Raw genomic sequence first — 23,096 nt, 5'->3', positions numbered from 1 at the left:
ACGGAATGTAGGAAGTGGAGACATTATCGATTAAGCTAAAGGGAGGATAATTCAATGCCCACATGGAATTTATAGGTATATTTGGGTAGGAGGAATTAAGTTTATTAATGGGGGTGGGTATGGAAATTAAGATACGAGAAGTTGTAGCAAATGATTATATTGAAGTTGTTTTTTTATGGAATGATGTACTTGGAATTCGTAATGTTAATGCTGAAAACTTTCGAGCTACTATGGAACAAATGAATAAGGACGGGAATTACAAAACATTTGTTGCATTACTTGAAAATGATTTGGTTGGTTTTGTAACTATAGTTCAGGCATTATCCGTAGGGGTTCCGATTGGTTATCTACATATTCAAGCTCTTGCTGTTAAAAAGGAATTTCAGCATGGTGGGATAGGTACAAAACTATTAAGACACACTGAGAATTATGCTAAAGAAATCGGAATATCAAGTATTATTTTATGTAGCGGATTTAAGCGAACCGACGCCCATGCTTTTTATGAGCATAATGGCTATGATAAAGATTCATACTGCTTTGATAAATCTATTAACCTTGCCTAATAAGCTTTAATTAAGTGAATATGTAATAAGAGAAACCGTCTAGCACTAAGCTAACGAAAAAACGATAGTTCAAAATAAGGGAACAGAATGCCAGAATATCGAAATTCAATGTTAACCGATCCCGAGTGGAGTCTTTGATGATGATTGGTATATGAAAGGGTTGGGTCCGAGTTCAGTTTGAATATGGGAACTACTTCGTAGTCGAGGAAACGAGTTCGAATACATTCTCAAACATAGAGGAGGGAGGATTGGGTTTAAGGTTGTATTTTGATCAATGTGGTGGTTATTGTATTATGGATAATAGAACGAGTGCCTCAACGGGTGTTTTATAATATAAAACATAGGAGGATGAAATGGCCTGGAGCAAATTGAAACAACATTTGGAGAGTTTTCTCAGTCCTGCGCTATATGGAAGGGTCGAATACCTTTCAACCAGCTACCGCTATTTACCAGATAAAGCAGGACTTTGTTATATTGCGGTAGATAAAAAGAACGTACTTAATATGAGTGATACCTTAATCAGATGGTATCAGACGGAGTTGGAAATTAAGAATGATTCAGATATCCAGATTCCTATCAACAATGATGAAATTGAAGCGGTCAGAAAAGATACCAAAGGGAGTATTCCGGAGGATCGTTTAAAAGTAATAACAAGAAGTAGAAAAATATCGGAATATGCAAAGGAGCTTTTGTCAGCACAATCATCATTAAGTAAATCAAATTTTATCGTTATAGCTAACAAGTTTTTATCCATTTCTATAGAGGAAAGCATAGAGAGCAATGAGATCTTATTGAATATTCTAGCTTTGGTTGACAGACGAGTTGGAAAAAAACGAATTCTAAACATGACCGAGAAGATGAAGTTAAAGCATCCAATTGTACAGTATTTTTTTGAACTACGACTTAGTACATTATGAAAATAAATAACTCATTCACCTCCAAACGGGAGGTTTTTCATGCGAACATTCGTTTATTTGCGAAAGGCAATGTGTTTTTTTGATGAAATGTTGCGCCCGCGGGAATGAGATAAAGTTCTTGTCATCTGTCGGACGACATTGTCCCTTTAAACACAGATACCTTGCGGCTTTTTGTGATTATGGGATAAGGTTCGTGTCGCAGGCAGGCGACAAGAACATTGTCCGATTACCGATGTACGACAAGAACATTGTCTCATTTTCTACGAAGTATATATAGCTTTTGAAATATCTAGTATCTTACAAAAATTTGGTTCACTCCATCCCTAGGGGTATGGATGGCAAGCTCCTCTTTGGTTTATTAAAGTAATCCAGCTAATAACTTGTGCCTTTGTTCACCTAACGGGACACGATACTTGAGGAGCTTGCTTTGTAAAAGGGTAGCTCCTTATTGTTATTGAATAAACGATAGTTTTGCTCATATGAATCCAATATTAGGAACTTAAGGAGAGGAAATGCGTATATGTAGTGAAGGGAGTGATTTTATGAAACGTCCTAAATTTGTGTTTATCGCATGCCTGTTGATGTTTACACTTACCGCAGCTGGTTTTAATAGAGATAACAATCCAATTCGTTTTAAGGGGAATACTGACACCTGGGATGCTGAATATATAGTGAATCGTGTACAAGTGATCACAACGAAAGAGAAATCGTGCTAAGATACATAGGTAATGAGAAATTGGAATCAAGCATACATTATGAGCTTGATTCTGTTGCTGGACGTGTATCAGCCGATTCACAAGCCATAGGCGAAAAAAAAGTCTTTACAATGAAGTCGGGAGATAATGGAGATATTCCCACAAAAGATAGCATTGTAAAAGTAAAAGTAATTTGGAACGGAAAGACGGAACAGTTCAATTTATCGCATTGAACCAGAGACTGCCACGGATATGTCGGCAGCCTCGCTTATCTAACGGTCAATATTGGCTGGAAAGGCATACGAATAATATAATATATTATAACGGGACACGATTACAAAGGCTGCCGACTGATCAATCGGCGGCCTCGTTCCGTTAGCGGGCAGTTCTCGCAGCACCTATTACATAAAAAGGAATTTCAAAATTATATAATGAATATACATATATAGGAATTTTGCAATCATGATGTTGTGAAGTTACCGCAATACAAAGTGCTACAATGAGGAACTTGCAAAATTTAAACATGCTGGCCGGTTTGGCCAAGGAATGGTGAGCACATTTTGAGACAAAAAATCCTTAAAAATTTCCCTTTTTTGTACAAATTGCGTGTTGCCCAGCTCGTTTTAAAGCGGCATCTTCAAAATACATTGTCCTTCATAAGGTTTGCAAAATTAAGGACGGAAGAAACGCTACCATATACCTGCAAAAAGCATCAATCCCTACTGCGAAGAAAATTGGGATCCAGCGATCCCATACTTCAGGAGAATAAAATTACGAATTTACGGCTGAGCATTCGGCATATTGACGGGATCATCATCCGGCCGGGTGAGACCTTCTCTTTTTGGAAGTTGGTCGGAAGAACGACTGCGGATAAAGGGTACATCGAAGGCCTTCTCCTGTCGCACGGCGAAGTCAAAACCGGTGTCGGAGGCGGCATATGCCAGCTGGCCAATCTCTTGTTTTGGCTCGCTCTTCATACCCCGCTTACAATTCGGGAAAGACACCACCATAGCTTCGATCCTTTCCCGGACGATCAGCGCGCATTGCCGTTTGGCAGTGGGGCGAGCGTTTTTTACAATTATATCGATCTCCGGTTTCACAACCTGACCGATAAAGCGATCCAGTTCAAGGTTTGGCTGACGGACGAGCATCTCAAAGGATCCGTACATATCGAAGAGGAATGGCCCTATTCTTATCATGTATTTGAAAAGAATCATGACTTTCTGAGAGCGGAAGGGAAAAACTATCGGCAAAATGAGATTTGGAGAAGCGTCATCGACAAAAAGACCGGGAATGAAATCAAACAGGAGCTATTGATAACTAACTATTCCGAGGTCAGGTATGAGCTCCAGGACAACATACCTAGGGAACGAGCAGCCTATTAATCTGATTTGCTTACACTCGAGACCATTCCGTTTTTCTAGAATAAAATTTGAAGGCATGTTTCTAACAGGTACTCGAGCTCCAAAGATTAAAAGCACGAGGCTGTCATAAAAAATCGATCGGCGGCCTCGCTCAACTAACGAACAGGATAGTTGAATTCGCGTCTCGAATATCCACTTATTGAGTAAATGGGTAGGGAAGTTCATTAATGTAAAATGGAGGTTTTGGATGAAGTCCCTGAAAATAATGTTATTAGGAATAAGCATCATGTTATTTGCAGCAGTTTTGGCGCTCGACTCCAGTGCTAGTTTAGGTGGAGCAGAATCTTTTATATTGTTTATTGGTTTGATAACTTCACTAATTGGGTTCTTTTCTGGAGATGCGAAAAATTAGAGTTTCTTGAGAGCCTTCACAGACTTTTGTTTTGATTGTTATATTAACGATATTGCTGTAGATCCTGAATACCAGGGAACGGGGATTGGCAAAGGGCTTGTTGAACATCTAAAGACCTATTTAGAAAAGGATACATTGATGTTCCTAATATCTGCCCCTGCTTCAAAAACTTTTTATAGGAAAATCGGATTCAATAACTTTATTGATATTGAAGACACTGGCACCAAGTTATTAAATGACCCCCTGCACCATTATGCTAACGGGCAGGTTAATTTCAATATATGGTAATATATATACAGTTGTAAAAAGTTGAGATCCAGTTTAATAACAAAGATCGGCAAAGGAGCGCTGTGACGTGAGCCAATTTGTGAGATCCGACATCCTGGCGGTCCTGGATGCGGAGCGCCGGGCGATGGGCACGCCGTCTCCCAGCGGAGACGTAGTCGTGGAGCGTACCGAGGAGGGATCGGAGTGCAGGATCGTGTTCGCCAGTTGTCCAGCGGAGGAGATCGATGAACTGATCCGCCGGGAGCGGGACGCCGCTGTAGCCGGTGGCTATAGTCTGGAGTGGAAGTACTACGGCCACGACACGCCCGTAGACCTGCCCGAGCGGCTCGTCGCCGCCGGGTTCGAGGCCGACGATGAGGAGGAGGTGCTGGTTCTGCCGCTGGACGAGGCATCGCTGGCCACCTTCGGTGACGTCGATAGGTACGATATCAGGTTCGTCCGGGACGAGCGCGACCTGGCCGACTACGCCGAGGTGTCCCGCGAGATTGGCAGGCGAAACGTGGAGGAAGAGCGGCGCGCGCTGGCTCTGAAGTTGAAGGAGAGTCTGAACGAGATGAGCATCCACATCGCCTACGTGGACGGCGAGCCCGTCGCCTGTGGGCGAGTCTACTTCCGAACCGGCGGGTCATACGCCGAACTGACCGGGGGCCGCACCAAGACCACACACCGGCGACAAGGCCATTTTACCGCACTGGTCGCCTCGAGGCTGCAGGAAGCCCGTGACCGTGGTCGGACGCATGCTTTCGTCGACGCGCTGCCGACTTCCGCGCCGATCCTGCGCAAGCAAGGCTTCCAGTTCGTGACGCGGACGCGGCCGTTCGTGTTGGAACAACCGCCGAAGTGAGCGGAACTTTGTTGCGCTAACGGGTACATTAGTTCAATGATGCGGACCAAGACACAAACAACCCCCTAATCAAAATCACTCGATTTGGGGGTTGTACTTTTTAGAACTTATTTATTTGATGATCGAAAAGAAACTTCATCTCGAAATTTATTCCTCGTGGTCCTCTTCGCATTCTAAAGTGACCACGCCCCTCATTGGAAATATTTCTTGATTGGCCCCTTGAGGAGAATCAATCCTTTGTATTTCCACGAAATCTCTTCTAGAGCAATTATCTGTAAAGCATCCTGTGTGTGAAGAGTTGTCATTGGACCAGTGGGTTGAATTACTCTATTTACATGAACAACGACATATTGAACAAATCAAAGACCTAAAATCATAAGAGGGATCTTCCGTTTATATCCCGAGATATGAAACATACACAAGCCATCCTTTAGTGGAATGGCTTTTTTTGTCCGGAGATAGGGCAATCATCTAAGCGTAGTAACACATGGACACATACCATAATGAATGGGTACAAGGTGCGAAATCGCATAGGAATACCCGTTCCATTATGGCAAGCATGAAAGGAGTGAAGCATACAGATGATCTCGCGTGCTGTATTTGATGTGAATGTTGTTCCTAATTTTGCAAATCAAGCATTCTTAGTTGCGAACTGCGGAGGCTCGCCTTTGCCTACATTTACGGTACCAGATGGTAATGTTGTCCTCCGAAGAGGGAAGGCACAAGTAAGGGTTTCCCTAACAAACAGTGATTCTTCTGAATGCATTGATAATCGAATTGATGTGGGTGTAGACACTGCGCGAACGTTAGGCTTGATCAATAAGAGGCGCTACAATGTGCGGTTTGACTCGGTCGATCTAATCATTTCTTTTTTTAGAAAACCGGTGTCGCGTACTTCGATTGCCACTAGGATTGGAAGAACAGTGGTTGAAATAAATACGAATGGCGACAGGACCGTCACTCAAATAACGGACAACGAAATACACGTTTCGGCGATCGGCGTAATAGAGCTCGGCATACTCAAAAATCAGCTGCAATTGAATCGCGGACTTGTAATGAAAAGGGTTCGGCTTCAAGCAGGCATAGACATTTTTGTTGAACCCTTCATCCAAGTAACTCCAAACACGGCGAAAATGTTTGGCTTGTTAAAAGAGGACACCCCGGTAACGTTCAACCAAATCAACTCGGTCCTTCGCATTGATCCCGGTAAATAAAAGATGTGGTCCGCGCCCGATAACGGTTTTACAACCGGGAGGATAACGAAACGATTTTTTAGTTGGAAGGAGCAACAAGGTATGTCATGTTCATGTTTACAGGGTCAGTTACGTCGAAAACCATTCACTCGTCCAACGCATATGGGAATAGCGTGCGCATGTTCAAAGGGTAACGTACTCCGCTGTCAGAAACTTATCGCTGGAATAGAGCAGCAAATAACTAGACGATTAATGTTATTAAGAACGCTTGTAGGTGCAAAAATCGCGGGCGGGAGCTGTAACCCTCGGGGGTGTAGGGTTTCCTTTCAGGGACAAAGTCGCCCCGGACCAAAAGAGCAGGTGGCCAGACTAAAGCGGGAAGTCATTCGTTTACTCCAGCGATTATTAACAATAGTTGGCGCAAAGTTCGTTGATATCAGCTGTTCTCGCACAAAGTGTGGAGAATTCGTATTTAATGATCGGATTTGATGAAAACAAGAAGGACGTGACGACTTTGAAAAAGGCAGCAAAAACCAAGCGTCTCAAGGTTGCCCGTAATAAGAAAACAAAAACAGTCGAACGGGAAATACAGACTTTAGCGAAAATTATTGGTACCCAAAATGTTGGGATCGCATGCTTTAAGTTAAACGGGAAATTCCAATGCTTTTTTAGCTTCGGACCACAGCCAGGTTAAAAAGGAAGGGGTAGGGATACTTTTGAAAAAAATAAAGGGAAAAGCACTCACATGCCAGCAAGTGATAGCCCGTAAAAGACAAAGCATTGAAAGAAAAATTGAAGCCATATCGAAAATTTTAGGTGAAGATCTTGTATTTGTCAGATGTTCTCCTGTAAACGGCAAGTTAAGATGCACGTTTACTTTTCAGCATTCAAATGGAGGAGATGAAACTGGTTGACACATAAACTATGAGCCCACTATAAAAATCTTTGCAGAAAGGGGTCTCATTGAAGTAACGGGTACGATAGTGGAGGAGCTGCTGCCGAGCAGGTCCTTTTTTGTTCGCTTAAGTAAAGGGCACAGGTTATTTGTATAAAATCGCGAATATAAAAGGGATAACACGACTAGATAAGGGATGATGATGATGATGGTTATTAAAGACTTTTTAGCCAGCAATGAAAATACAAACATACATTACTTAGATAGTCTCAATGAAAAAAACAAAGAAACCACACCTCTTTTTTATGTCCCAGGTGCATTTGGATTCGCCGAGCAATTCAGTAATGAAATGGTTGTTTTGTCAGATAGACGATGTATTGCACTCAGTCTAAGAGGTCGTGGCAAAAGTGATGCCCCTCTAAGCGGTTATTCCTTCGAGGATCATGTATCAGATATTGATGTGGTAGTAAAACAAAGTGTTATTAAAAATTTCTGCTTAATGGCTTATTCAATGGGGGTTCCTTATGCGATAAAATATGCCATCGATAACCCCGAAACAATAAAAGGACTTATCCTTTGTGATTACCCAGCGAGATATCCCAAATTAACTAAAACATGGTCTGATAGCGTAATATCAAAACGTTTAATAAGAAAAGAAAGAGATTTCGTTGTAACAAAAATTCAAGAAGAGTCAAATGAGCTTAGCTTGTGGAATGAATTACAACAGATCCAATGTCCAGTTCTAGTGTTACGTGGAGGAACCGATCAAGCACTATTGAAGAGGGCTGACGCTGAGAATTACGAAAATCATCTGGTAAATGTAAAGGTTGTGATTTTTCCAGAGTCTGGCCATGAACTGTGGATTCCTAGTTACGACCAATTTATGGCTACAATTACTGATTTTTTGAGATTATTAGATAGCAAGAATTTCTAAGCTAACGGGCACTTTAGCTCAATCACCCATGAAGGCAGCCGGCCACGATCGGCTGCCTTTTTCATTGAGCTAAAGGGCAGTAATCTTCAATTGGTTATGTTAAAATATGGATGACCGAAGGTCGGAAATAATGACGGATTGGTGATTTTCGCTGAAACACAGTTATAGATTTAGCTAAACAATAATAAGGAGTGATATTTATTGAAAGAATTAAAGAAAATCTTGATGAGTGATCCATTAGTTTCTGGAATCAATGTATCGAACTCTCAAGAACCGTTCGTGGATCTTATTGATTTCGATTCAGATATTGTTGTGGATCCATCTCTTTCAAAAAGGAGTCCTTATTTTTCCTTTGTTCGCCACTCAGTAGCTAAAAAGCTTGTCTTAGCAAAAAAAATGCTTCCAAAGGATATCCGGTTTTTAATCAAAGAAGGATTCAGATCTATACATGTTCAACAAAGATTCTTTGAGCATTCATTACAAAGGGTCAGGGAAAATTCACTCAACCAGGAATTAAATTATTTAGTTGCGGAGGCATCAAAATACGTAGCACCTCCTGATGTCGCTCCTCATCCTACAGGTGGTGCAATTGATTTAACACTAATTGACTCGAACGATGTTGAATTGGATCTTGGAACACCATTTGATGCAATACCACAAGATTGTGATAATGCAACTTTTACTGATGCAACAAATATCAGCGACAAAGCAATTGAAAATCGTCAAATCCTTGTACAATCACTTCAGTCTGTGGGTTTTGTAAATTATTTTACGGAATGGTGGCATTGGTCATACGGCGATAAATACTGGGCTGTAGTGACTAGGTCGAATCAAGCCATATATAACCCAGTTTCAGAACAAGAATTGTCAGATCTGCTCAAAGAATAACCTAGAACACCGTCTTCGATAATGAAGCCGCCGTAGGGATGATTGGCGGCTTCGTTACGCTAAAGAGAACGATACTTGAGGAGCTAGCTGCATCATGGCTGTTTTTGGCTCTGTTAGCTTTTATTGTTGATCTAACAAGAGGAGTAGAATAATAGTTGTAGAATTGTTATTTTATTAGACTATTGGGGGCAAATAAAATGGCTGAAGTGAAAATAATGAGGACAGATTCTGAAATTATTGAGACTTTTTCATTACTAAAACAATTACGTCCACACCTTTTGGAAGAAGAATATGTAGAAAAGATTAAAAATCTCCAAAAAAAATATGACTACACTTTAGTCGCTGTTATTGAAAGCGGGCAAGTGAAATCCGCATCAGGCTTTAGAATAACTGAATCCTTAGCCTGGGATAAGTATTTTTATGTGGATGACCTTATTACTGATCAAAACAGCCGGTCCAATGGATATGCCAAACTTCTGTTTGATTGGTTGGATAAAGAGGCTGAAAAGGCTGGATGCCAGCAATTCCATTTGGATTCTGGTGTTCATCGATATGACGCCCACAGATTTTATCTTAATCGGAAGATGGATATAACCTGCCATCACTTCCAGAGAAATCTGTAACATCGTATTTACAAACCATTAGTAAGAGAATGTTGTCCGACGGAGATTTGTATTTGTCTCTTTAACTGTAAACAGGCAAGAAGTAACCAACAAATTTTTCTTATTTGATGTTGTGTTCCCGTACTCCTTACTGTAAGTAACGAAACCAAGCCGGATAATGATTTAGGTACTTGATTGCAACGCCATTGAATCAGCCAATCTAGCGTTTTATAATGGCAAGAAACTTCTTTCGGATGCTGAAAAAATAGCTAAGGAAAAAAATGTGAATTCATGAATCTGGATACATTCAGCTTTCAAGCATTAGACTTCTACATAAAACAAGGTTTTAAAGTGTTCGGAACTTTACAAAATGCTAGTAGGCATATACATTATTATTTGAAAAAAAACATTAAGACTCAAAATGCAATCCAACTAACGGAGAACGTTACTTGAAAAGGATCACTTACTGTTGTTGCAGTTAGTTGATCCCTTTTTATGGTAAAGTAAGTGGTGAGGTGAAGATATGCAGGTTACATATATTCATAATTTTGAAAAGTCTATATTTGAAGCTATGGAAAAATATAATGCACCAGGTGTAGTAACAAGTTTAGTAATTAACAAAGAGATAGCTTACAGTAAAGCATCTGGTATATCCGAAATCTGCTATTCCCCTGTACCGATAACAAGTGATACTGTATTTTCAATTATGAGCATAACCAAAAGTTTTACTGCAACTGCCATAATGCAGTTAGTTGAAAATAAGACCATTCCATTAGACGATCCAGTCTCAAATTACTTGCCTTACTTTCATATTCATGATGAAAAATACTTGAAAAATCCAATTACCATTAAGCAGTTATTTCTCATAGGGCACCCGTCGTACTACATTGCGCTAACGGGACACTATAGCATAATTAACAGAAGGCCACCGGCATCGATCGGTGGCCTTCTGTATGAACGGGCAGATTAGAAGATGTGCATAAGGAAACTAGTATACAGAAAACTATGTGCATGATACAATTATGGAATAATTTTACACGAGAGGTGATCGATGAATGGATCAACAATTAATCCATGCAGATCAAAAGCAAAACCTTGAAGAAGTAGTTGGTGTTGTCTCGATTTATATTCGAGTATCAAACATTAAAAGATCGGTGGAATGGTATTCACAATATCTTGGCTGTGTGGTTAAGCAACAGAATGAGGGATATGCCAGTGTTCACCTACCTTGGGGAGCAACGCTGGATTTTTGGCAAGATGACAATTTGGTTGTCAACAAACACCCGATCTTCTGCATCTATACTAAAGAGATTGTTCCGTATCATAAAGGACTGCAAATGAACGGAGTTTCAATAACTGAAATCAATGACCAGGGCGACTGCGGCTATGTTTTTAAAGTTTTTGATCCCGATGGCCACATCCTTGAGGTTTGGAATGGCTATAAAGGTAAGGGAGCTGGAGTGACAGAGGAGTTTCTTAACCGAAACAAATAAGCAATTAATGAAAACAGTCTGCCGGTAACGGCAGACTGTTCAGCTACTATGAAAGAACTGAGTTACTTTCATGATCTGTGGTGTAACACCTCCGATGCATGGATGGCTAACGGGCAGGATAATGTGATCGTAGAAACAAAGTACTAATAAATTTATTTCTTTAGTTAGTCAGGTTTGCGACATTATGTGGAATCAAAATAACTGTAAGTCACAAAAATTAGGTGACTACTTCTTTTGAACTAAATTGAAATGAGAAGGGAGAAATGGAAAATGCAGATTCATGAAGAAACAAAATCAAAGGAAAACATGGAGGACATTATAGGCATGACTTGCATATATGTCCCTGTCAGTGATGTCTACAAGGCCGTTCAGTGGTATGAAGCAAATTTAGGTTGCAAACTCAGAGAAGGCGATAAGATGGAACCTAGTATGACTGGTGCGATCATGAGATCCTGATCGTAATGGCAAGCCTCACGGTCCAACAGGGCCGGTTCCTGCCATGTTCCTTCTCGAATCACGGCCGGAAGGTGGCCGGTTAGGATTTACAGGCAATAATGGTAAACGCAAAGCAGTTGGGTGTTTCATAACTCCACGCATCCAAGATCTTTTCAACCGTTTTAAGGAAAACGGAGTGAACATCGAAGGCGACATTCGGATGACATGTGGACCAAACCTTCAGTTTTATGATCCTGACGGGAATATGTGGGAAGTATGGCAGCCGTAAAACCTGAATAAGCACAATAGGGGATTCAGAAGTCTACTGGTGACCGGCAGACTATTGAAGTAACGGGAGTTTAGTGTAAAAAATTCCCTCGTTCGTGTTTTCCTTTTGAGGTAAAAAGAGGAAAACAACAAATATATATGTAAGCGCTATACGACGGGTACGATACTTTAGAAATGTAACAGAATTGAAATCTCATTTTCATCCAGATTTAATGAACCAAGTCTATAATAAATTACGACCCCCTTTTTAATATATAACTTAGATCCACAGCCCGTTGCTGTGGATCTCTTTTTTAACTAAGCTAAAGGGCAGATTTTATCAACAATCGGACATTTTCTTAAGTTATTAAATTCGTGATAATTATTATAACGATAGTGGAGAGTAGATTATATTAGCCTTCTCTTTTTGTAACTAAAATAGTAAAAAGAACCACAGTGAGTAATGAGTAATACGGTGTACATTTACCTTTAGTACCTGGCTTTTGGTTTTCTCCAGTACCAAAGGGTGCTAAAGATGAGATACAGTCCCATGACTGCCGCAAGCACTATAAGAGTGAAGTCCGACATGTTCTCCATGGAATCGAGCCAACCGAATCTTTTCATGCCGAACAGACTGATGTTAAACACAATCCCAATCAGCATAACGGACCATATGGATGAAAGGCGTACATAGATAGATCCATAAATGAAACCTAACGCTACTCCCAGAAGCTGCATCGCAATTCCTCCCGGCTGCAACGCCGCAATAATCAGGGCGATTACCAGAATTGGCCAGAATACGGGAACATGTTTCCGGGCTTCGTTAAACATGATACCAATGAACAGGATCAGCTCAAGTGCAGTGGTGAGCACGGAGGAGACTATAATGTAAGCGAAAGGAACAGAGGCATAATATTCCTCCATAAAATCATTGAACGTTGTAATGTTGTAATAAAGAAGTAGTTTCATGGAGGCAGCGTTTAATAAAGTGAACGCCAGCCCGATAGATATCATATGAACCGAAAAGCTCGGACTGATCGGCGAGAAGCTACAAAGTCTCCAGAAGCCTCCCGGTGTCTGTTTCAAAAGCCGATATTTAATGGCGTAAACAATTGCGGAAAGAGCGATTGTAATTACAAGTACCATGAATACCTGGATTGGAATGTTCTTTCCTTTTCCGAACTGTCCCCATCCTAAGGCAGGATCAATGACGATATTATAGAGGAAGATCACTAAAATGATGACCGTCAAATAGAGTAAGTAATTTCCCAGCATCGATAAATATCTCTTCATGAGAATCGCCGCCTTCCATTTTCGAAATATAAACTAACTCATCCCTTTTCAAAAATATTCCTTACCCATGAATAATATAATAACCCGTATTTTATTTAGCGAAATATAGCGCATTCCTACAGGTGAAGAGCGTAAGAATGAGTGAGTATAAGCGGGCTGAGCGATCCGTTTACCTGTAAATGTGGATTTATTTAGTAAGAAGTTTAGTGACGAAATCTATATCGAAAATAAAAGTTGCTTTAGAACGATAGATCGATTTATTAAGAAAAAATTTCTAAAAAAGCATCGTATCTGTACACTTACTCTTCAGGAGTTAAGAAAGCAGGAAATAGGGGTGTTCCCATCAATTTGCCCATTTGCTTATGCATATGTTTTTTGGAAACATTCACTACTTCAAACGGCACATTTCCATAAAGTTATTAGAGGGGATGAAACAAATTCCAGAAAATATCTAGGGTTAGAACTAGCAACTCAACTAATAGAAAAAATTATCATTGATTTTAAAAAACAAATTAATTAACCATATGAATCTCTTTGAAGTAAACAATATAGAAATACTTCATTGGATCATAAATAGAATTACATCTGAGTTGTGTCTAAATTATTTCTATCAATGGCTTGAAATTGTAGCAAAGGGAACAGAGCAAATACGAGTTCCTAATTGGAATCAAGTTAGGATAATGCTAGAAAAGAGTCCACCTAAAATAATTTTTAAACTTTCATATGATGATCAATATGTAAGCAGGTTGACTATATAAATTCTAAAGCAGCTGCACATCGTCCAATAAAAAAAAGGCGGTGTTTTTTTTGATTTCAAAAAATGTTGAGCTCTAGAATTACATCTGAGTTGTGTCTAAATTATTTCTATTAATGGCTTGAAATTGCAGCAAAGGGAACAGAGCAAATACGAGTTCCTAATTGGAATCAAGTTTGGATAATGCTAGAAAAGAGTATACCTAAAATAATTTTTAAACTTTCATATGTTGATCAATATGTAAGCAGGTTGACTATATAAATTCTAAAGCAGCTGCACATCGTCCAATAAAAAAAAGGCGGTGTTTTTTTGATTTCAAAAAATGTTGAGCTCGCGGGAATGCGGGAATGAGATAAAGTTCTTGTCATTTATGGGTAATGTTCTTGTCATCCGACAACAAAAAGGTTGTGATGTCGAGTGACAAGAACATATACCGTTTAAACCCGCTAATAATGTGGGTTTTTATTTTAATCGGTACAAGTTCTTGTCATTTTCCCGTGACAAGAACTTGTACCGATTGTCGATTTGGGACAAGAACTTGTACCGATTGTCGCAGGAAAGAGGCTATCAGCCCAGCCTCGCTCAACTAACGGGCAGTTTAACGCAATGGAATCGTAATATTACCTTACAGAGCACAGAGTCAATTTAGTTATAATATAAAATTCAGAGACGGTCCAACCGCCGTTTTTGAGGTAGAATAAATTTATGGGAAGATGAATTAATAAAGAGCTTCAGGAGGTCTTATATTGATAAGCCCACGTCAAATAAACATCGAAGATGATAAAAATCTTGTACTTGAGTTTCATTGCCAAACTAATTACGCCAGCGATACTCCATGGGCAAGAAGAACATCTTATGATAATTATCGCGAGAAATGGTTTTCAACCTCACAACCTGATGATTTCTATTCATATCTTGTAGAAACGACATTAGATCAAAGAACAATTGCAGAGATATGGGTGGACGATGAAACTAATAAAGTAGTTGGATACTTATGGGTAGTTTTTAACGACATAAAGGACTATGAACTATCCGTAGCAGAAATTTACGATCTTTTCGTTACTCCAGAATTTCAAGGTCGGGGGATGGGCCTTCAGATGTTAAAATACATTGAGGAAAAAGCAATCGAAAAGGGCGCTAATCTAATACGGTCTGAAACGGGTATAGAAAATACTCCATCCCAGAAACTTCATGAAAAGTCTGGTTTCCATACATATAGAGTTCTTTTTGAGAAAAAGTTAGATTAAATAAATTAATTGTTACCTCGAACAAGCCAGAATTGTTATACAGAAAATCAGGTTTTAGGGAAAAAGGGCTATCTCCTTAGGGAGAAAAGCTCGCAAAGTATACTTTCGAATAACCCCAAAAGATATTCCAAGTGAGGTGATTGTCATTCAAACAGTCTATATATTGTCAGGGCCAGCGGGGGTTGGAAAGTCAACGACATCTAGAGCGTTAGCAAGGACAATAAAAAACAGTGCATATATATCGGGTGATGTTGTTAGCCATATGCACATCAATGGTCGTCAGAAACCCTGGGAAAACAAATCAGAGTTGTCCCTTATTTGGAACAACATCTTTAGTCTTTCTCAAAATTTCGTTCTCAATGGAATTGATGTTGTAATTGATTACGTCACTTTTCCAGATGAAGCAAATTGGTTAAAGGAAAAGCTAAAAGATTTAACCGAAAATGTTGTCTATGTGGTGTTATGGACGGATTCTGAGACCCTGATGATAAGAGATCAGCTGAGATTACCCGAACACCAGATGGGACAACGCCGCCTAATTCTAATCAATGAATTTAAAGAGAAACGAATAAACAATAAACATCTACTAGATACGAGTCAAAACAATGTTGATGCAATACATCAAGTTGTTGAAGAGATCATTTACAATAAGCAATATAGGCTAGTTTAAATTGCTCCGCTAACGAATAACGAGTGCTAAATACAAGAACAGGGAGATTAGGGTGGAGAATATGTCGGGCTCAAAACTAAAAAAACAACAAGAGCGAGAACTTCTCGATGAGTATCATAAATTGGCTTCGGAACAAGCCCTGGAGCCTTTGTACCCATCGTTTTGGAATGGAAGCAGGGGACATTGCCATATTTCGAGCTTACTGAACGAATTCACCTTTTCCATAAAAAGAATCAGGAAATATACAAGGACTTTGAGTACACAGGTCGCAGAGAACTCGTCCTGCTAGCCAAGATGAAATTGGGCAAACTCACCGATAAGGATATATCAGAAAATGGCTGGCTTTTGGAACGATGGGGATACCTAGGGAAACACAGTTAGAAGACTTACATTATTAAACCTGTATATTGTATCCTGTTCCAGGGCTAAATCCATTAGAAGGACTTAAGTTTGCACAGAAATTAGTTGAAATCTGGTCTTGTAAATTAAGACAAGATTTTCCGAACTATAAATTTATAGTAATCCTTTCATTTGACGGTCTAGACACTGTTGTTAGATTTCATAGACTAAGAAACGATGAAGTAGCATGGCTAGATATTAATAATTTAGAAGATTACAAAGAAGAGGCAATAATGATAAGAATTGTTGGTTAATTCAAGAAGAGGATACACCGAATAACACCATATGTACGCTTTGGGCTATGCGTCCATCGTTCCGCCGAAAGACATTTCAGAAAGTGGATTCAGCGGATACACCCGCACCGCTATTTCCATCGACTGCCCGAGTTGAACATTAAGCCAACGGTTACTATAGTTGAATAAATACACGAAGCAGCCGACCAAAATGATCGGCTGCATTTGCTCACATAACGGGCAGGATCACGTAACAGTTAAAGAGAAAATTAATGAGTAATTTTCACAGAGGCTTGTTGTAAAATATAGTAATAACACGAACTTTCGATAAGGAGTCGCCAGATGGAAGTAATATTAGAGAATATTACAGAAGATAAATTGGGAATTTTAAAAAATCTTTTTGAACTCGGTGCTTATGATTTGTCTGAATTAAATCAAGCAAACATTAATGAGAACGGGCAATTTCTATCAAGTCTAAATCATATAGATTGGCATGAAGATCCAAATTATGATCTGTTATTTATTCGAGTTGATGGAGTACTAGCAGGGTTCGTTGTTATTAAATTTATAGTTGAAGAAGATATTTACTATTTGAATCATTTTTTTATACTTAGGAAATTTAGAAGAAAGAATATTGGTAAAGAAGCAGCATTAATGGCATTCAATTTATATGCAGGGAATTGGAGAGTAAGTGAATTCGATTGGAATATACCTGCACAGATATTCTGGAAAAAAGTCATAAAGGAGTATACAAATAATCACTACAATGAAACAAGAAGGAGAGATGATAAAGGTCCTGCACAAGAGTTTTCAAACCATATAACTTATTGCATCACGTTAGAGTAATATTATAATTAGCTTAAATAAGCGGTATTGGAGGTATATGAATGCTTGATATTCAACAGATTAAAGATATTATTCCTCATCGTTATCCATTCCTTTTAGTTGATAGAATTATTGAAATTAATGATGGGGTAAAAGCTGTGGGAATTAAAAATGTCACAATAAATGAACCGTTTTTTAACGGACATTTTCCTGATCACCCTGTTATGCCTGGTGTTCTTATTGTCGAGGCGTTAGCGCAGGTAGCTGGAATTGCTATGTTCAATAAAGAAGAAATTAGTGAAAAAATAGGTTTATTAGCTGGCATTGACAACTGTCGATTCAAAAAACAAGTAAAACCTGGAGACCAACTTCATCTCGAATTTGAAGTCACTCGAAAGAAAGGACAGATTGTTAAAGGTAAAGGAATTGCAAGAGTAAACGAAGAACTTGTTTGCGAGGCTGAAATTATTATTGCTCTAAGCTCAAACTGAATGATACTACTAACGGGTAACCATAGTGGAGGTGCCTGTAATCCTTTTCGTTTACTAAAGTAGCGGGCGGCAGATTAGCCAATAATAAAGAAGGGGGTCTTGGTATTCATACCAAAACCCCCTTGGTTTTATTATAGCCGGACCTGGCGTCAACAGGAGACTAGCTGACAGAATCCTCAATAGCAGCTATACCAGCATTATTGAATAAATTCATCGTAGGGCACCAGACTCCATAACCGTCATTTTTTCGGTTATTGATAGAGAAATAGACATGAATCGTTTCATAGTGAGGATCAATAGTGATGTTAACTCCACCTGCTCCTCCACAAACAAGAGCTTTAGCTGAGAACAAATCTCCACTGTCTTTTTTATTGCCATTGACTGGCCAACAATAACCATAAGAAGCATTAATAAATACCTGTGCACCGTAGGTGGAGGAAACATGCGGAATTTGATCGCGTGTCATTTCCGTAACGGCGGCAGCACTTAATATTCTGTGCTTACCATATGTGCCTTTATTGAGAAACATTTGACCGAATTTCGCAATATCGAGTGCAGTGGAGTAAGCGCCTCCTGCAGCTGATGGCAAGCTTAATGCTGCAGGGGTATGAAACCAATCACCTCCTGGAACATCTTGTGATCTGCGAATGACCTTATCATATAAAGACTCGGGGACAACAAAGTATGTATCTGTCATTTCCAACGGTTCAAAAATATGTTCCTTGCAAAAATCTTCGAGCGCTTGTCCGCTAACTCTCCGGATAATTTCGCCTAACAATTCAATTCCATACCCACAGTAAGACATCTCCATTCCTGAAGGTTTCCACAGTGGAGCATCATATCCAAGAAATAATCGACGATGCAGTTCTGGATGCTGTGTTTTGTCTGGCGGAGGAATTTCCACTATTCCTTCTTTTTTCTTGATATGCTCTCCCACATCTACATTTCGTAGACCAGAAGTATGAGTCATAAGCTGGTGAACAAGCACTTTATCTTTTCCTTCACCAACGAATTCAGGAATATAATAGGAAACGGGGAAGCTCAAGCTTAATAAACCTCGATCAACCAAAATCATTGCAGCTGTAGCTGTAATTGGTTTCGTAATCGAAGCAAGAGGAAATAGGGTATCTCTTAATACCGGAGGCGCTTCTGTATTAGGAGCAGCTTTACCACATGCTTGATGACTAACGATAATGCCTTTCCGTGCAACAATAGTGACATAAGCTTGCGATAACTTATCTTTTGCCCAACCCTCTACTGTCTTCTCCATCCGTTGAATTCTTTGTGGGGACATCCCTGCCTCATCCAATGTGCCAACTCTAAGCTTCATATATATACTCCTCACCTTTTAAACGTCTTTGAAAAGGTATCTATTAGTAAATATCCGCATACTAAGCTAATAATACCATTCTGTAGGAGATAGGGAATAGAATAACTTGGTTATAATGATTTGTTACGCACATGAAATGGCTGCCGTGGGCAGACGTCATTAAGCTAAAGGGCAGATATCTTCAACGGACAGCATAGTTAAGTATTTTATAGACTAATAAAGGATAGATTTGTTTACAAGTCGAATATTTCATTAAAATGCTGAAAACAGGGAGATATAATGCAAACATTTAACTTAACGCATAGTGATTATGAACTTATATCAATGGCATTGGAAGTGCTGAAAAAAAACTTTGACGCTGGAGTTTACAACCACACAGTTGGTGGAGCTATTCGTTGTATAAATGGGAAGGTATATCTCGGCGTCAATTGTGATGGTATCCATGGCTCCTGTGCAGAATACATAGCTATTGGTGCAGCTATCACTGCTGGCGAACGAGATTTTGAAACAATAGTTGCTGCTCATGATAAAGCACACAACTGTTTAATACCGCCATGCGGGAACTGCCGCCAAATGCTCCTTAAATACTGCCCAGATATTATGGTGATTTTGAACGATGAGCGAGGTAATCCTGTAAAAGTTGAAGTTAAAGACTTGTTGCCCTTATCTTATAAACGAATAATTGTGGATGAATAAGTCTCACTTTATGATGAGAATTCCTGAACTAACGGAGAACGATAGCACAGCGGTGGAACCGATCCATCGCTTGTTTTGCATTGCAGGAAATCCGCTCAGCTAACGGGCAGGATTGCGGAATTTTCGCATTAGACACGACTCCGCACTAGTCCTTTTAACACTTTTTCAACATTAACACGTATAGGAGTGTATGTTGGAAATACGTGTTACAAGCTACATGTGCATTCCAACCATCCCTCATCTATTGAAACTTGTACTATAATCAATCGTATGAACGGTAAGAAGTAAGGAAGGATGAGGGAAATGAGTAGAATAGTTAAAATTGAGAAAGATTACAAAACTGAATTCTCTACTCTAGAGAAAATGAGAAAATACCTACCGTTTCGCAGGCAACTGATTATTATTGTCATCATCCTTTTTGCCGCGGGATCACTCATTTGGGGTGTTACAACTAACAGCCCATCTTACTTGCTTATATACATTCCGTTAATCTTGGCAATTGGCTTAATGGTAAGGGTAAACCATAATGAAACACGTTATATAACGTGGGATGATGAAAGGTTCAAAAGGTTCCTAATAAAGAGTAAGATCTGCGTCCCTGGAGATTCAAATAAAAGTATCAGAAACACCCAAATCTTGAGAGATATGCTAACACGTAAGTTAATCATGCGAAGAAAACCAAGTTCTAATATAATTGCTTTTTGCTCATTTTTAATAACAATTATTGCGAAACCGGTAGTAAGTCAGTTCGCAGCGGACAAGTCAATCGATCAGCAAACGCTAACTTTAGTAATCACTTTGGTTTTTATGACGCTTGGATTAATCATGATGTTTAAACCATTAGCAACGATCATTTTTGATGGAGGATATCATAAAAATATTGAGCTCTTGGATCGACTAGACGAATTATTACTAACCTGGGATTTTGTTGTTGATAATTCAATTCTTAAAAGACAGGATACGTTGTAGTCTGAGTGGCAAAAAAGAAGTTTCAATTTATATTGATGATAAGCCGAGCAATGGTTAATCACTACGGCTAACAACTTACGGAAAAGATACTTCAAGAGTTTGCAAACAATACTGCTGCTCTATTTTTTTATTGAACAAACGGAAAACGATAGTTGAGAAAATAAAGTTAGCAGGTACATATTATGCATGTATAATATGTACCTGCCCTTTATATTGCTGGCTTTTATTTAGGCGTTACTGATTAGACTAATATTGAAGTAAAGAACAGGATAGCCCCCAAAAAAAGGTAATCCCCATCGAAATGACGAATTGTAGTGAGAACTGTTATATTTTGCGAGACCGAATCTCTGATAAAGGGAGATTGAATATGAGAAAGAGGAAAAAACTTGATTTTCGCATTGATGAAAGTGGATGTTTTATAGTAACTTCCCACCGTCATAACGGTGAGGGTTATGCATATCTTTACCACGAAGGCGGAGAACAAAGAGCGCATAGAGTTGTTTATCGAGAATGCTTTGGAGAGATACCCGAAGGATTTGTTGTTAGGCATAAATGTGATAACCGTGCCTGTATAAATCCTGAACATCTTGTGTTAGGAACGCAAAAAGAAAATATGCGTGATCGACTTGTCCGTGGTAGGGCAGCTATTGGCGAAAGAAATGGTTCAAGCAAAATTACCGAAGAGATGGCAAGAGAAATCAAAATCATGCTACGTGACGGTATCAAACCGCTTGAGATTATGAGTCGCCTAAATGTAAGTCAAAAGACTGTAAGAGCAATCCGAGAAAATCTTACATGGAAGCATGTTGATATTTCCAAAAACAGTAGACGAGTATTTGACGATAAGATTTTAAGAGATTTAACACGAAAGATTAATGAACTTGAGTCCCAATTAAGGCAGAAAGATAAGGAGATAAAAAGGCTTAAAAAATCGATTCGGTCGAATGAAGTAAAAAATAAATATGAAATCCGTGGTGAAGTGACTGCAATATTCATTAACAGTACAAAGTATGGGCTAATGGAGACACTTATCAGTACGTCTATGTTAGAAAGAGCTCAGGAATTTAAAAACACATGGTACGCATCATACAGCAAAAAGACAAATTCATTCTATGCAAAGGGGAACATGACTCTCGGACTGAATAAACGAAGGATATTTGGTCTACATCAATGGATAATGGGATTACCTGAAGCAACTGAGGTTGACCATATTAATCATGACACTTTAAATAATACTAACGATAATTTAAGAGTTTTAACACCAGCTGAAAATAAACAGAACAAAAGAGGCGCTAGAAGTGATAGCGTTTCAGGAGTTAGAGGCGTTGGCTGGGATAAAAGGATGAACAAATGGCATGCGCGAATCAAAATCCAGGGAAAAACAATTCATGTTGGTTATTACGATGAATTAAGTCAAGCGGATACAGCTGTAAAAGAAGCCCGTAAAAAATATATGCCCTATTCAAATGATTAGATATCATTAAGCTAATGGATACAAAACCTCCTATATGCAGCAAACTAGAATTAGTTGCTGAATAGGAGGTTTAAATATGATTTTAAGCGAACTTTGGTGTCATTATGAAGCTGATAAGCAAATACAAGGGTTTAGTCCGAAGACTTTAAAAGCATATGCTTTACAGCTGAAGATGCTGGTTAAGGAAATCGGGGATATAGATATTTCCGAGATAACCCTGAACCACCTGAAGGAATACCTGGCAAAGCAATCTAATCGATTAAAGGCAAGTAGTCTAGGTCACCGCATCCGTTTTGTGCGTTCTCTATTTCGTTTTGCTTACGAAGAAACCTACATAACCGTCAACCCTTCACTCAAATTACGTGAGCCCAAAATGGAAAAGCGAATTCCTAAGTTTTTGATGGAGGAAGATGTTATCCACTTGAAGATTTCATGTCTGACATTGAGAGAAAGGGCTCTGCTTGAATTCCTCTATAGTACAGGCTGTCGTATCGGAGAGGTAGAGAAAATACACATCGAGGATCTGAACTGGGAGAACTGTTCTGCAGTAGTAAATGGGAAAGGTTCAAAGCAGAGAGAGATTTATTTTACAACTGAGTGTAAAGTATGGCTGAAAAAGTATTTATCCATTCGTGAAGACTCGTGTAAAGCCTTATTTGTAACTGAAACAAATCCTGTAACGAGAATGGCCATTCCAACGCTCAGGTGGGCTTTAAAACGGCTTGCAGGGCGCGGAGAGATTAATGCCAATGTTTACCCTCATCGGTTTCGGCATACCTATGCTTGTCAGTTGCTTGATAATGGAGCACCATTGGATTTTATTCAAGGGATGCTAGGGCATGAAAAAGCATCAACAACACAAATTTATGCTCAACTGCGTGGTGAGCGTCGGAGAGAACTTTATCGTCGTTTCTTTTAGTATGTT

General features: G+C 39.2%; 28 protein-coding genes and 2 pseudogenes. 26 read left to right on the top strand and 4 right to left on the bottom strand.

The window, feature by feature from the left end:
- The first annotated feature begins 119 nt into the window (after window positions 1–119).
- The 13 genes and pseudogenes from AC58QD_RS06530 (at window position 120) to AC58QD_RS06470 (ending at window position 9,616) form a co-directional block, all read left to right on the top strand.
- Entirely contained in the window at window positions 120–563 is a 444-nt protein-coding gene (locus AC58QD_RS06530) for a GNAT family N-acetyltransferase (protein WP_497331236.1), read from the top strand.
- A gap of 353 nt (window positions 564–916) precedes the next feature.
- The gene (locus AC58QD_RS06525; protein ID WP_497331234.1) at window positions 917–1,480 is read left to right on the top strand and encodes an SF0329 family protein; all 564 of its coding nucleotides are present in this window, start codon (window positions 917–919) and stop codon (window positions 1,478–1,480) included.
- Between the two features lie 1,429 nt (window positions 1,481–2,909).
- Entirely contained in the window at window positions 2,910–3,560 is a 651-nt protein-coding gene (locus AC58QD_RS06520) for a VanW family protein (RefSeq protein WP_497331232.1), read from the top strand.
- A gap of 226 nt (window positions 3,561–3,786) precedes the next feature.
- Window positions 3,787–3,951 (top strand): hypothetical protein, encoded by a 165-nt coding sequence (locus AC58QD_RS06515; RefSeq protein ID WP_497331230.1) that lies wholly within the window; start codon window positions 3,787–3,789, stop codon window positions 3,949–3,951.
- A 6-nt stretch (window positions 3,952–3,957) separates the two neighbouring features.
- On the top strand, window positions 3,958–4,239 hold the full coding sequence (locus AC58QD_RS06510) for a GNAT family N-acetyltransferase (RefSeq protein WP_497331228.1): 282 nt from the start codon (window positions 3,958–3,960) through the stop codon (window positions 4,237–4,239).
- A 67-nt stretch (window positions 4,240–4,306) separates the two neighbouring features.
- Window positions 4,307–5,083 (top strand): GNAT family N-acetyltransferase, encoded by a 777-nt coding sequence (locus AC58QD_RS06505; RefSeq protein ID WP_497331226.1) that lies wholly within the window; start codon window positions 4,307–4,309, stop codon window positions 5,081–5,083.
- Window positions 5,084–5,324: 241 nt separating this feature from the next.
- Window positions 5,325–5,462 (top strand): annotated as a pseudogene (locus AC58QD_RS06500) (DinB family protein); the annotation flags it as partial.
- 202 nt (window positions 5,463–5,664) lie between these two features.
- On the top strand, window positions 5,665–6,297 hold the full coding sequence (locus AC58QD_RS06495; RefSeq protein WP_497331224.1) for a hypothetical protein: 633 nt from the start codon (window positions 5,665–5,667) through the stop codon (window positions 6,295–6,297).
- A gap of 454 nt (window positions 6,298–6,751) precedes the next feature.
- On the top strand, window positions 6,752–6,970 hold the full coding sequence (locus AC58QD_RS06490; RefSeq protein WP_497331222.1) for a hypothetical protein: 219 nt from the start codon (window positions 6,752–6,754) through the stop codon (window positions 6,968–6,970).
- Window positions 6,971–6,992: 22 nt separating this feature from the next.
- On the top strand, window positions 6,993–7,190 hold the full coding sequence (locus tag AC58QD_RS06485) for a hypothetical protein (RefSeq protein ID WP_497331220.1): 198 nt from the start codon (window positions 6,993–6,995) through the stop codon (window positions 7,188–7,190).
- A 186-nt stretch (window positions 7,191–7,376) separates the two neighbouring features.
- The gene (locus AC58QD_RS06480) at window positions 7,377–8,105 is read left to right on the top strand and encodes an alpha/beta fold hydrolase (protein ID WP_497331218.1); all 729 of its coding nucleotides are present in this window, start codon (window positions 7,377–7,379) and stop codon (window positions 8,103–8,105) included.
- 201 nt (window positions 8,106–8,306) lie between these two features.
- Window positions 8,307–8,993 (top strand): M15 family metallopeptidase, encoded by a 687-nt coding sequence (locus AC58QD_RS06475; protein ID WP_497331216.1) that lies wholly within the window; start codon window positions 8,307–8,309, stop codon window positions 8,991–8,993.
- Window positions 8,994–9,190: 197 nt separating this feature from the next.
- A complete protein-coding gene (locus AC58QD_RS06470; protein ID WP_497331214.1) occupies window positions 9,191–9,616 on the top strand; it encodes a GNAT family N-acetyltransferase in 426 nt (141 codons plus the stop codon).
- 8 nt (window positions 9,617–9,624) lie between these two features.
- Here the strand turns inward: AC58QD_RS06470 and AC58QD_RS06465 are convergent.
- Window positions 9,625–9,806, bottom strand: a pseudogene (locus tag AC58QD_RS06465) (hypothetical protein); the annotation flags it as partial.
- 312 nt (window positions 9,807–10,118) lie between these two features.
- On the opposite strand from AC58QD_RS06465, the gene AC58QD_RS06460 reads away from it, so the two are divergent.
- From AC58QD_RS06460 to AC58QD_RS06445, 4 genes are all read left to right on the top strand, one after another.
- Window positions 10,119–10,565: a serine hydrolase domain-containing protein gene (locus tag AC58QD_RS06460; protein WP_497331212.1), complete on the top strand. Its 447-nt coding sequence runs from the start codon at window positions 10,119–10,121 to the stop codon at window positions 10,563–10,565.
- A gap of 85 nt (window positions 10,566–10,650) precedes the next feature.
- Window positions 10,651–11,088, top strand: coding sequence for a VOC family protein (locus tag AC58QD_RS06455; protein WP_497331210.1), 438 nt, complete (start codon window positions 10,651–10,653; stop codon window positions 11,086–11,088).
- A 270-nt stretch (window positions 11,089–11,358) separates the two neighbouring features.
- Window positions 11,359–11,544: a VOC family protein gene (locus AC58QD_RS06450; protein WP_497331208.1), complete on the top strand. Its 186-nt coding sequence runs from the start codon at window positions 11,359–11,361 to the stop codon at window positions 11,542–11,544.
- A 43-nt stretch (window positions 11,545–11,587) separates the two neighbouring features.
- On the top strand, window positions 11,588–11,812 hold the full coding sequence (locus AC58QD_RS06445) for a VOC family protein (protein WP_497331206.1): 225 nt from the start codon (window positions 11,588–11,590) through the stop codon (window positions 11,810–11,812).
- Window positions 11,813–12,279: 467 nt separating this feature from the next.
- On the opposite strand, the gene AC58QD_RS06440 is transcribed toward AC58QD_RS06445, so the two are convergent.
- Window positions 12,280–13,083, bottom strand: a complete 804-nt coding sequence (locus AC58QD_RS06440; RefSeq protein ID WP_497331204.1) for a hypothetical protein — start codon at window positions 13,081–13,083, stop codon at window positions 12,280–12,282.
- Window positions 13,084–14,583: 1,500 nt separating this feature from the next.
- Here AC58QD_RS06440 and AC58QD_RS06435 point away from each other — a divergent pair.
- The 3 genes from AC58QD_RS06435 (at window position 14,584) to AC58QD_RS06425 (ending at window position 16,407) form a co-directional block, all read left to right on the top strand.
- A complete protein-coding gene (locus AC58QD_RS06435; protein WP_497331202.1) occupies window positions 14,584–15,084 on the top strand; it encodes a GNAT family N-acetyltransferase in 501 nt (166 codons plus the stop codon).
- Between the two features lie 136 nt (window positions 15,085–15,220).
- Window positions 15,221–15,754: an AAA family ATPase gene (locus AC58QD_RS06430; RefSeq protein WP_497331200.1), complete on the top strand. Its 534-nt coding sequence runs from the start codon at window positions 15,221–15,223 to the stop codon at window positions 15,752–15,754.
- Between the two features lie 407 nt (window positions 15,755–16,161).
- A complete protein-coding gene (locus AC58QD_RS06425; RefSeq protein ID WP_497331198.1) occupies window positions 16,162–16,407 on the top strand; it encodes a PM0498 family protein in 246 nt (81 codons plus the stop codon).
- Between the two features lie 45 nt (window positions 16,408–16,452).
- Here AC58QD_RS06425 and AC58QD_RS06420 read toward each other — a convergent pair whose 3' ends face one another.
- Window positions 16,453–16,611, bottom strand: a complete 159-nt coding sequence (locus AC58QD_RS06420; RefSeq protein WP_497331196.1) for a hypothetical protein — start codon at window positions 16,609–16,611, stop codon at window positions 16,453–16,455.
- Window positions 16,612–16,728: 117 nt separating this feature from the next.
- Between AC58QD_RS06420 and AC58QD_RS06415 the strand changes: the two genes are divergently transcribed.
- Both AC58QD_RS06415 and fabZ read left to right on the top strand, forming a co-directional pair.
- Window positions 16,729–17,232, top strand: coding sequence for a GNAT family N-acetyltransferase (locus tag AC58QD_RS06415; protein ID WP_497331194.1), 504 nt, complete (start codon window positions 16,729–16,731; stop codon window positions 17,230–17,232).
- Between the two features lie 41 nt (window positions 17,233–17,273).
- Window positions 17,274–17,702: a 3-hydroxyacyl-ACP dehydratase FabZ gene (gene fabZ, locus AC58QD_RS06410; RefSeq protein ID WP_497331192.1), complete on the top strand. Its 429-nt coding sequence runs from the start codon at window positions 17,274–17,276 to the stop codon at window positions 17,700–17,702.
- 160 nt (window positions 17,703–17,862) lie between these two features.
- Here the strand turns inward: fabZ and AC58QD_RS06405 are convergent, their stop codons facing one another.
- Window positions 17,863–19,032 carry a serine hydrolase domain-containing protein gene (locus AC58QD_RS06405; protein ID WP_497331190.1) on the bottom strand — a complete coding sequence of 390 codons (1,170 nt, stop codon included), beginning with the start codon at window positions 19,030–19,032 and terminating at the stop codon, window positions 17,863–17,865.
- 279 nt (window positions 19,033–19,311) lie between these two features.
- On the opposite strand from AC58QD_RS06405, the gene AC58QD_RS06400 reads away from it, so the two are divergent.
- From AC58QD_RS06400 to AC58QD_RS06385, 4 genes are all read left to right on the top strand, one after another.
- Window positions 19,312–19,728 (top strand): cytidine/deoxycytidylate deaminase family protein, encoded by a 417-nt coding sequence (locus AC58QD_RS06400; RefSeq protein WP_497331188.1) that lies wholly within the window; start codon window positions 19,312–19,314, stop codon window positions 19,726–19,728.
- 303 nt (window positions 19,729–20,031) lie between these two features.
- Window positions 20,032–20,697 carry a hypothetical protein gene (locus AC58QD_RS06395; RefSeq protein WP_497331186.1) on the top strand — a complete coding sequence of 222 codons (666 nt, stop codon included), beginning with the start codon at window positions 20,032–20,034 and terminating at the stop codon, window positions 20,695–20,697.
- Window positions 20,698–21,064: 367 nt separating this feature from the next.
- Window positions 21,065–22,171, top strand: coding sequence for an HNH endonuclease (locus AC58QD_RS06390; protein WP_497331184.1), 1,107 nt, complete (start codon window positions 21,065–21,067; stop codon window positions 22,169–22,171).
- A gap of 76 nt (window positions 22,172–22,247) precedes the next feature.
- A complete protein-coding gene (locus AC58QD_RS06385) occupies window positions 22,248–23,090 on the top strand; it encodes a tyrosine-type recombinase/integrase (RefSeq protein WP_497331182.1) in 843 nt (280 codons plus the stop codon).
- The last annotated feature ends 6 nt before the right edge of the window (window positions 23,091–23,096 follow it).

The organism is Paenibacillus sp. J2R1T-4, from assembly GCF_059692235.1.
This window is presented reverse-complemented; position numbering and strand designations above follow the sequence as displayed.

Excerpts from the sequence above, each read along its gene's own strand:
- AC58QD_RS06530 (WP_497331236.1), top strand. The coding sequence starts at position 120 with ATGGAAATTAAGATACGAGAAGTTGTAGCAAATGATTATATTGAAGTT.
- AC58QD_RS06525 (WP_497331234.1), top strand. The coding sequence starts at position 917 with ATGGCCTGGAGCAAATTGAAACAACATTTGGAGAGTTTTCTCAGTCCT.
- AC58QD_RS06515 (WP_497331230.1), top strand. The coding sequence starts at position 3,787 with ATGAAGTCCCTGAAAATAATGTTATTAGGAATAAGCATCATGTTATTT.
- AC58QD_RS06495 (WP_497331224.1), top strand. The coding sequence starts at position 5,665 with ATGATCTCGCGTGCTGTATTTGATGTGAATGTTGTTCCTAATTTTGCA.
- AC58QD_RS06490 (WP_497331222.1), top strand. The coding sequence starts at position 6,752 with ATGATCGGATTTGATGAAAACAAGAAGGACGTGACGACTTTGAAAAAG.
- AC58QD_RS06480 (WP_497331218.1), top strand. The coding sequence starts at position 7,377 with ATGATGGTTATTAAAGACTTTTTAGCCAGCAATGAAAATACAAACATA.
- AC58QD_RS06470 (WP_497331214.1), top strand. The coding sequence starts at position 9,191 with ATGGCTGAAGTGAAAATAATGAGGACAGATTCTGAAATTATTGAGACT.
- AC58QD_RS06460 (WP_497331212.1), top strand. The coding sequence starts at position 10,119 with ATGCAGGTTACATATATTCATAATTTTGAAAAGTCTATATTTGAAGCT.
- AC58QD_RS06455 (WP_497331210.1), top strand. The coding sequence starts at position 10,651 with ATGGATCAACAATTAATCCATGCAGATCAAAAGCAAAACCTTGAAGAA.
- AC58QD_RS06450 (WP_497331208.1), top strand. The coding sequence starts at position 11,359 with ATGCAGATTCATGAAGAAACAAAATCAAAGGAAAACATGGAGGACATT.
- AC58QD_RS06445 (WP_497331206.1), top strand. The coding sequence starts at position 11,588 with ATGTTCCTTCTCGAATCACGGCCGGAAGGTGGCCGGTTAGGATTTACA.
- AC58QD_RS06440 (WP_497331204.1), bottom strand. The coding sequence starts at position 13,083 with ATGAAGAGATATTTATCGATGCTGGGAAATTACTTACTCTATTTGACG.
- AC58QD_RS06420 (WP_497331196.1), bottom strand. The coding sequence starts at position 16,611 with ATGCAGCCGATCATTTTGGTCGGCTGCTTCGTGTATTTATTCAACTAT.
- AC58QD_RS06415 (WP_497331194.1), top strand. The coding sequence starts at position 16,729 with ATGGAAGTAATATTAGAGAATATTACAGAAGATAAATTGGGAATTTTA.
- fabZ (WP_497331192.1), top strand. The coding sequence starts at position 17,274 with ATGCTTGATATTCAACAGATTAAAGATATTATTCCTCATCGTTATCCA.
- AC58QD_RS06405 (WP_497331190.1), bottom strand. The coding sequence starts at position 19,032 with ATGAAGCTTAGAGTTGGCACATTGGATGAGGCAGGGATGTCCCCACAA.
- AC58QD_RS06400 (WP_497331188.1), top strand. The coding sequence starts at position 19,312 with ATGCAAACATTTAACTTAACGCATAGTGATTATGAACTTATATCAATG.
- AC58QD_RS06395 (WP_497331186.1), top strand. The coding sequence starts at position 20,032 with ATGAGTAGAATAGTTAAAATTGAGAAAGATTACAAAACTGAATTCTCT.
- AC58QD_RS06390 (WP_497331184.1), top strand. The coding sequence starts at position 21,065 with ATGAGAAAGAGGAAAAAACTTGATTTTCGCATTGATGAAAGTGGATGT.
- AC58QD_RS06385 (WP_497331182.1), top strand. The coding sequence starts at position 22,248 with ATGATTTTAAGCGAACTTTGGTGTCATTATGAAGCTGATAAGCAAATA.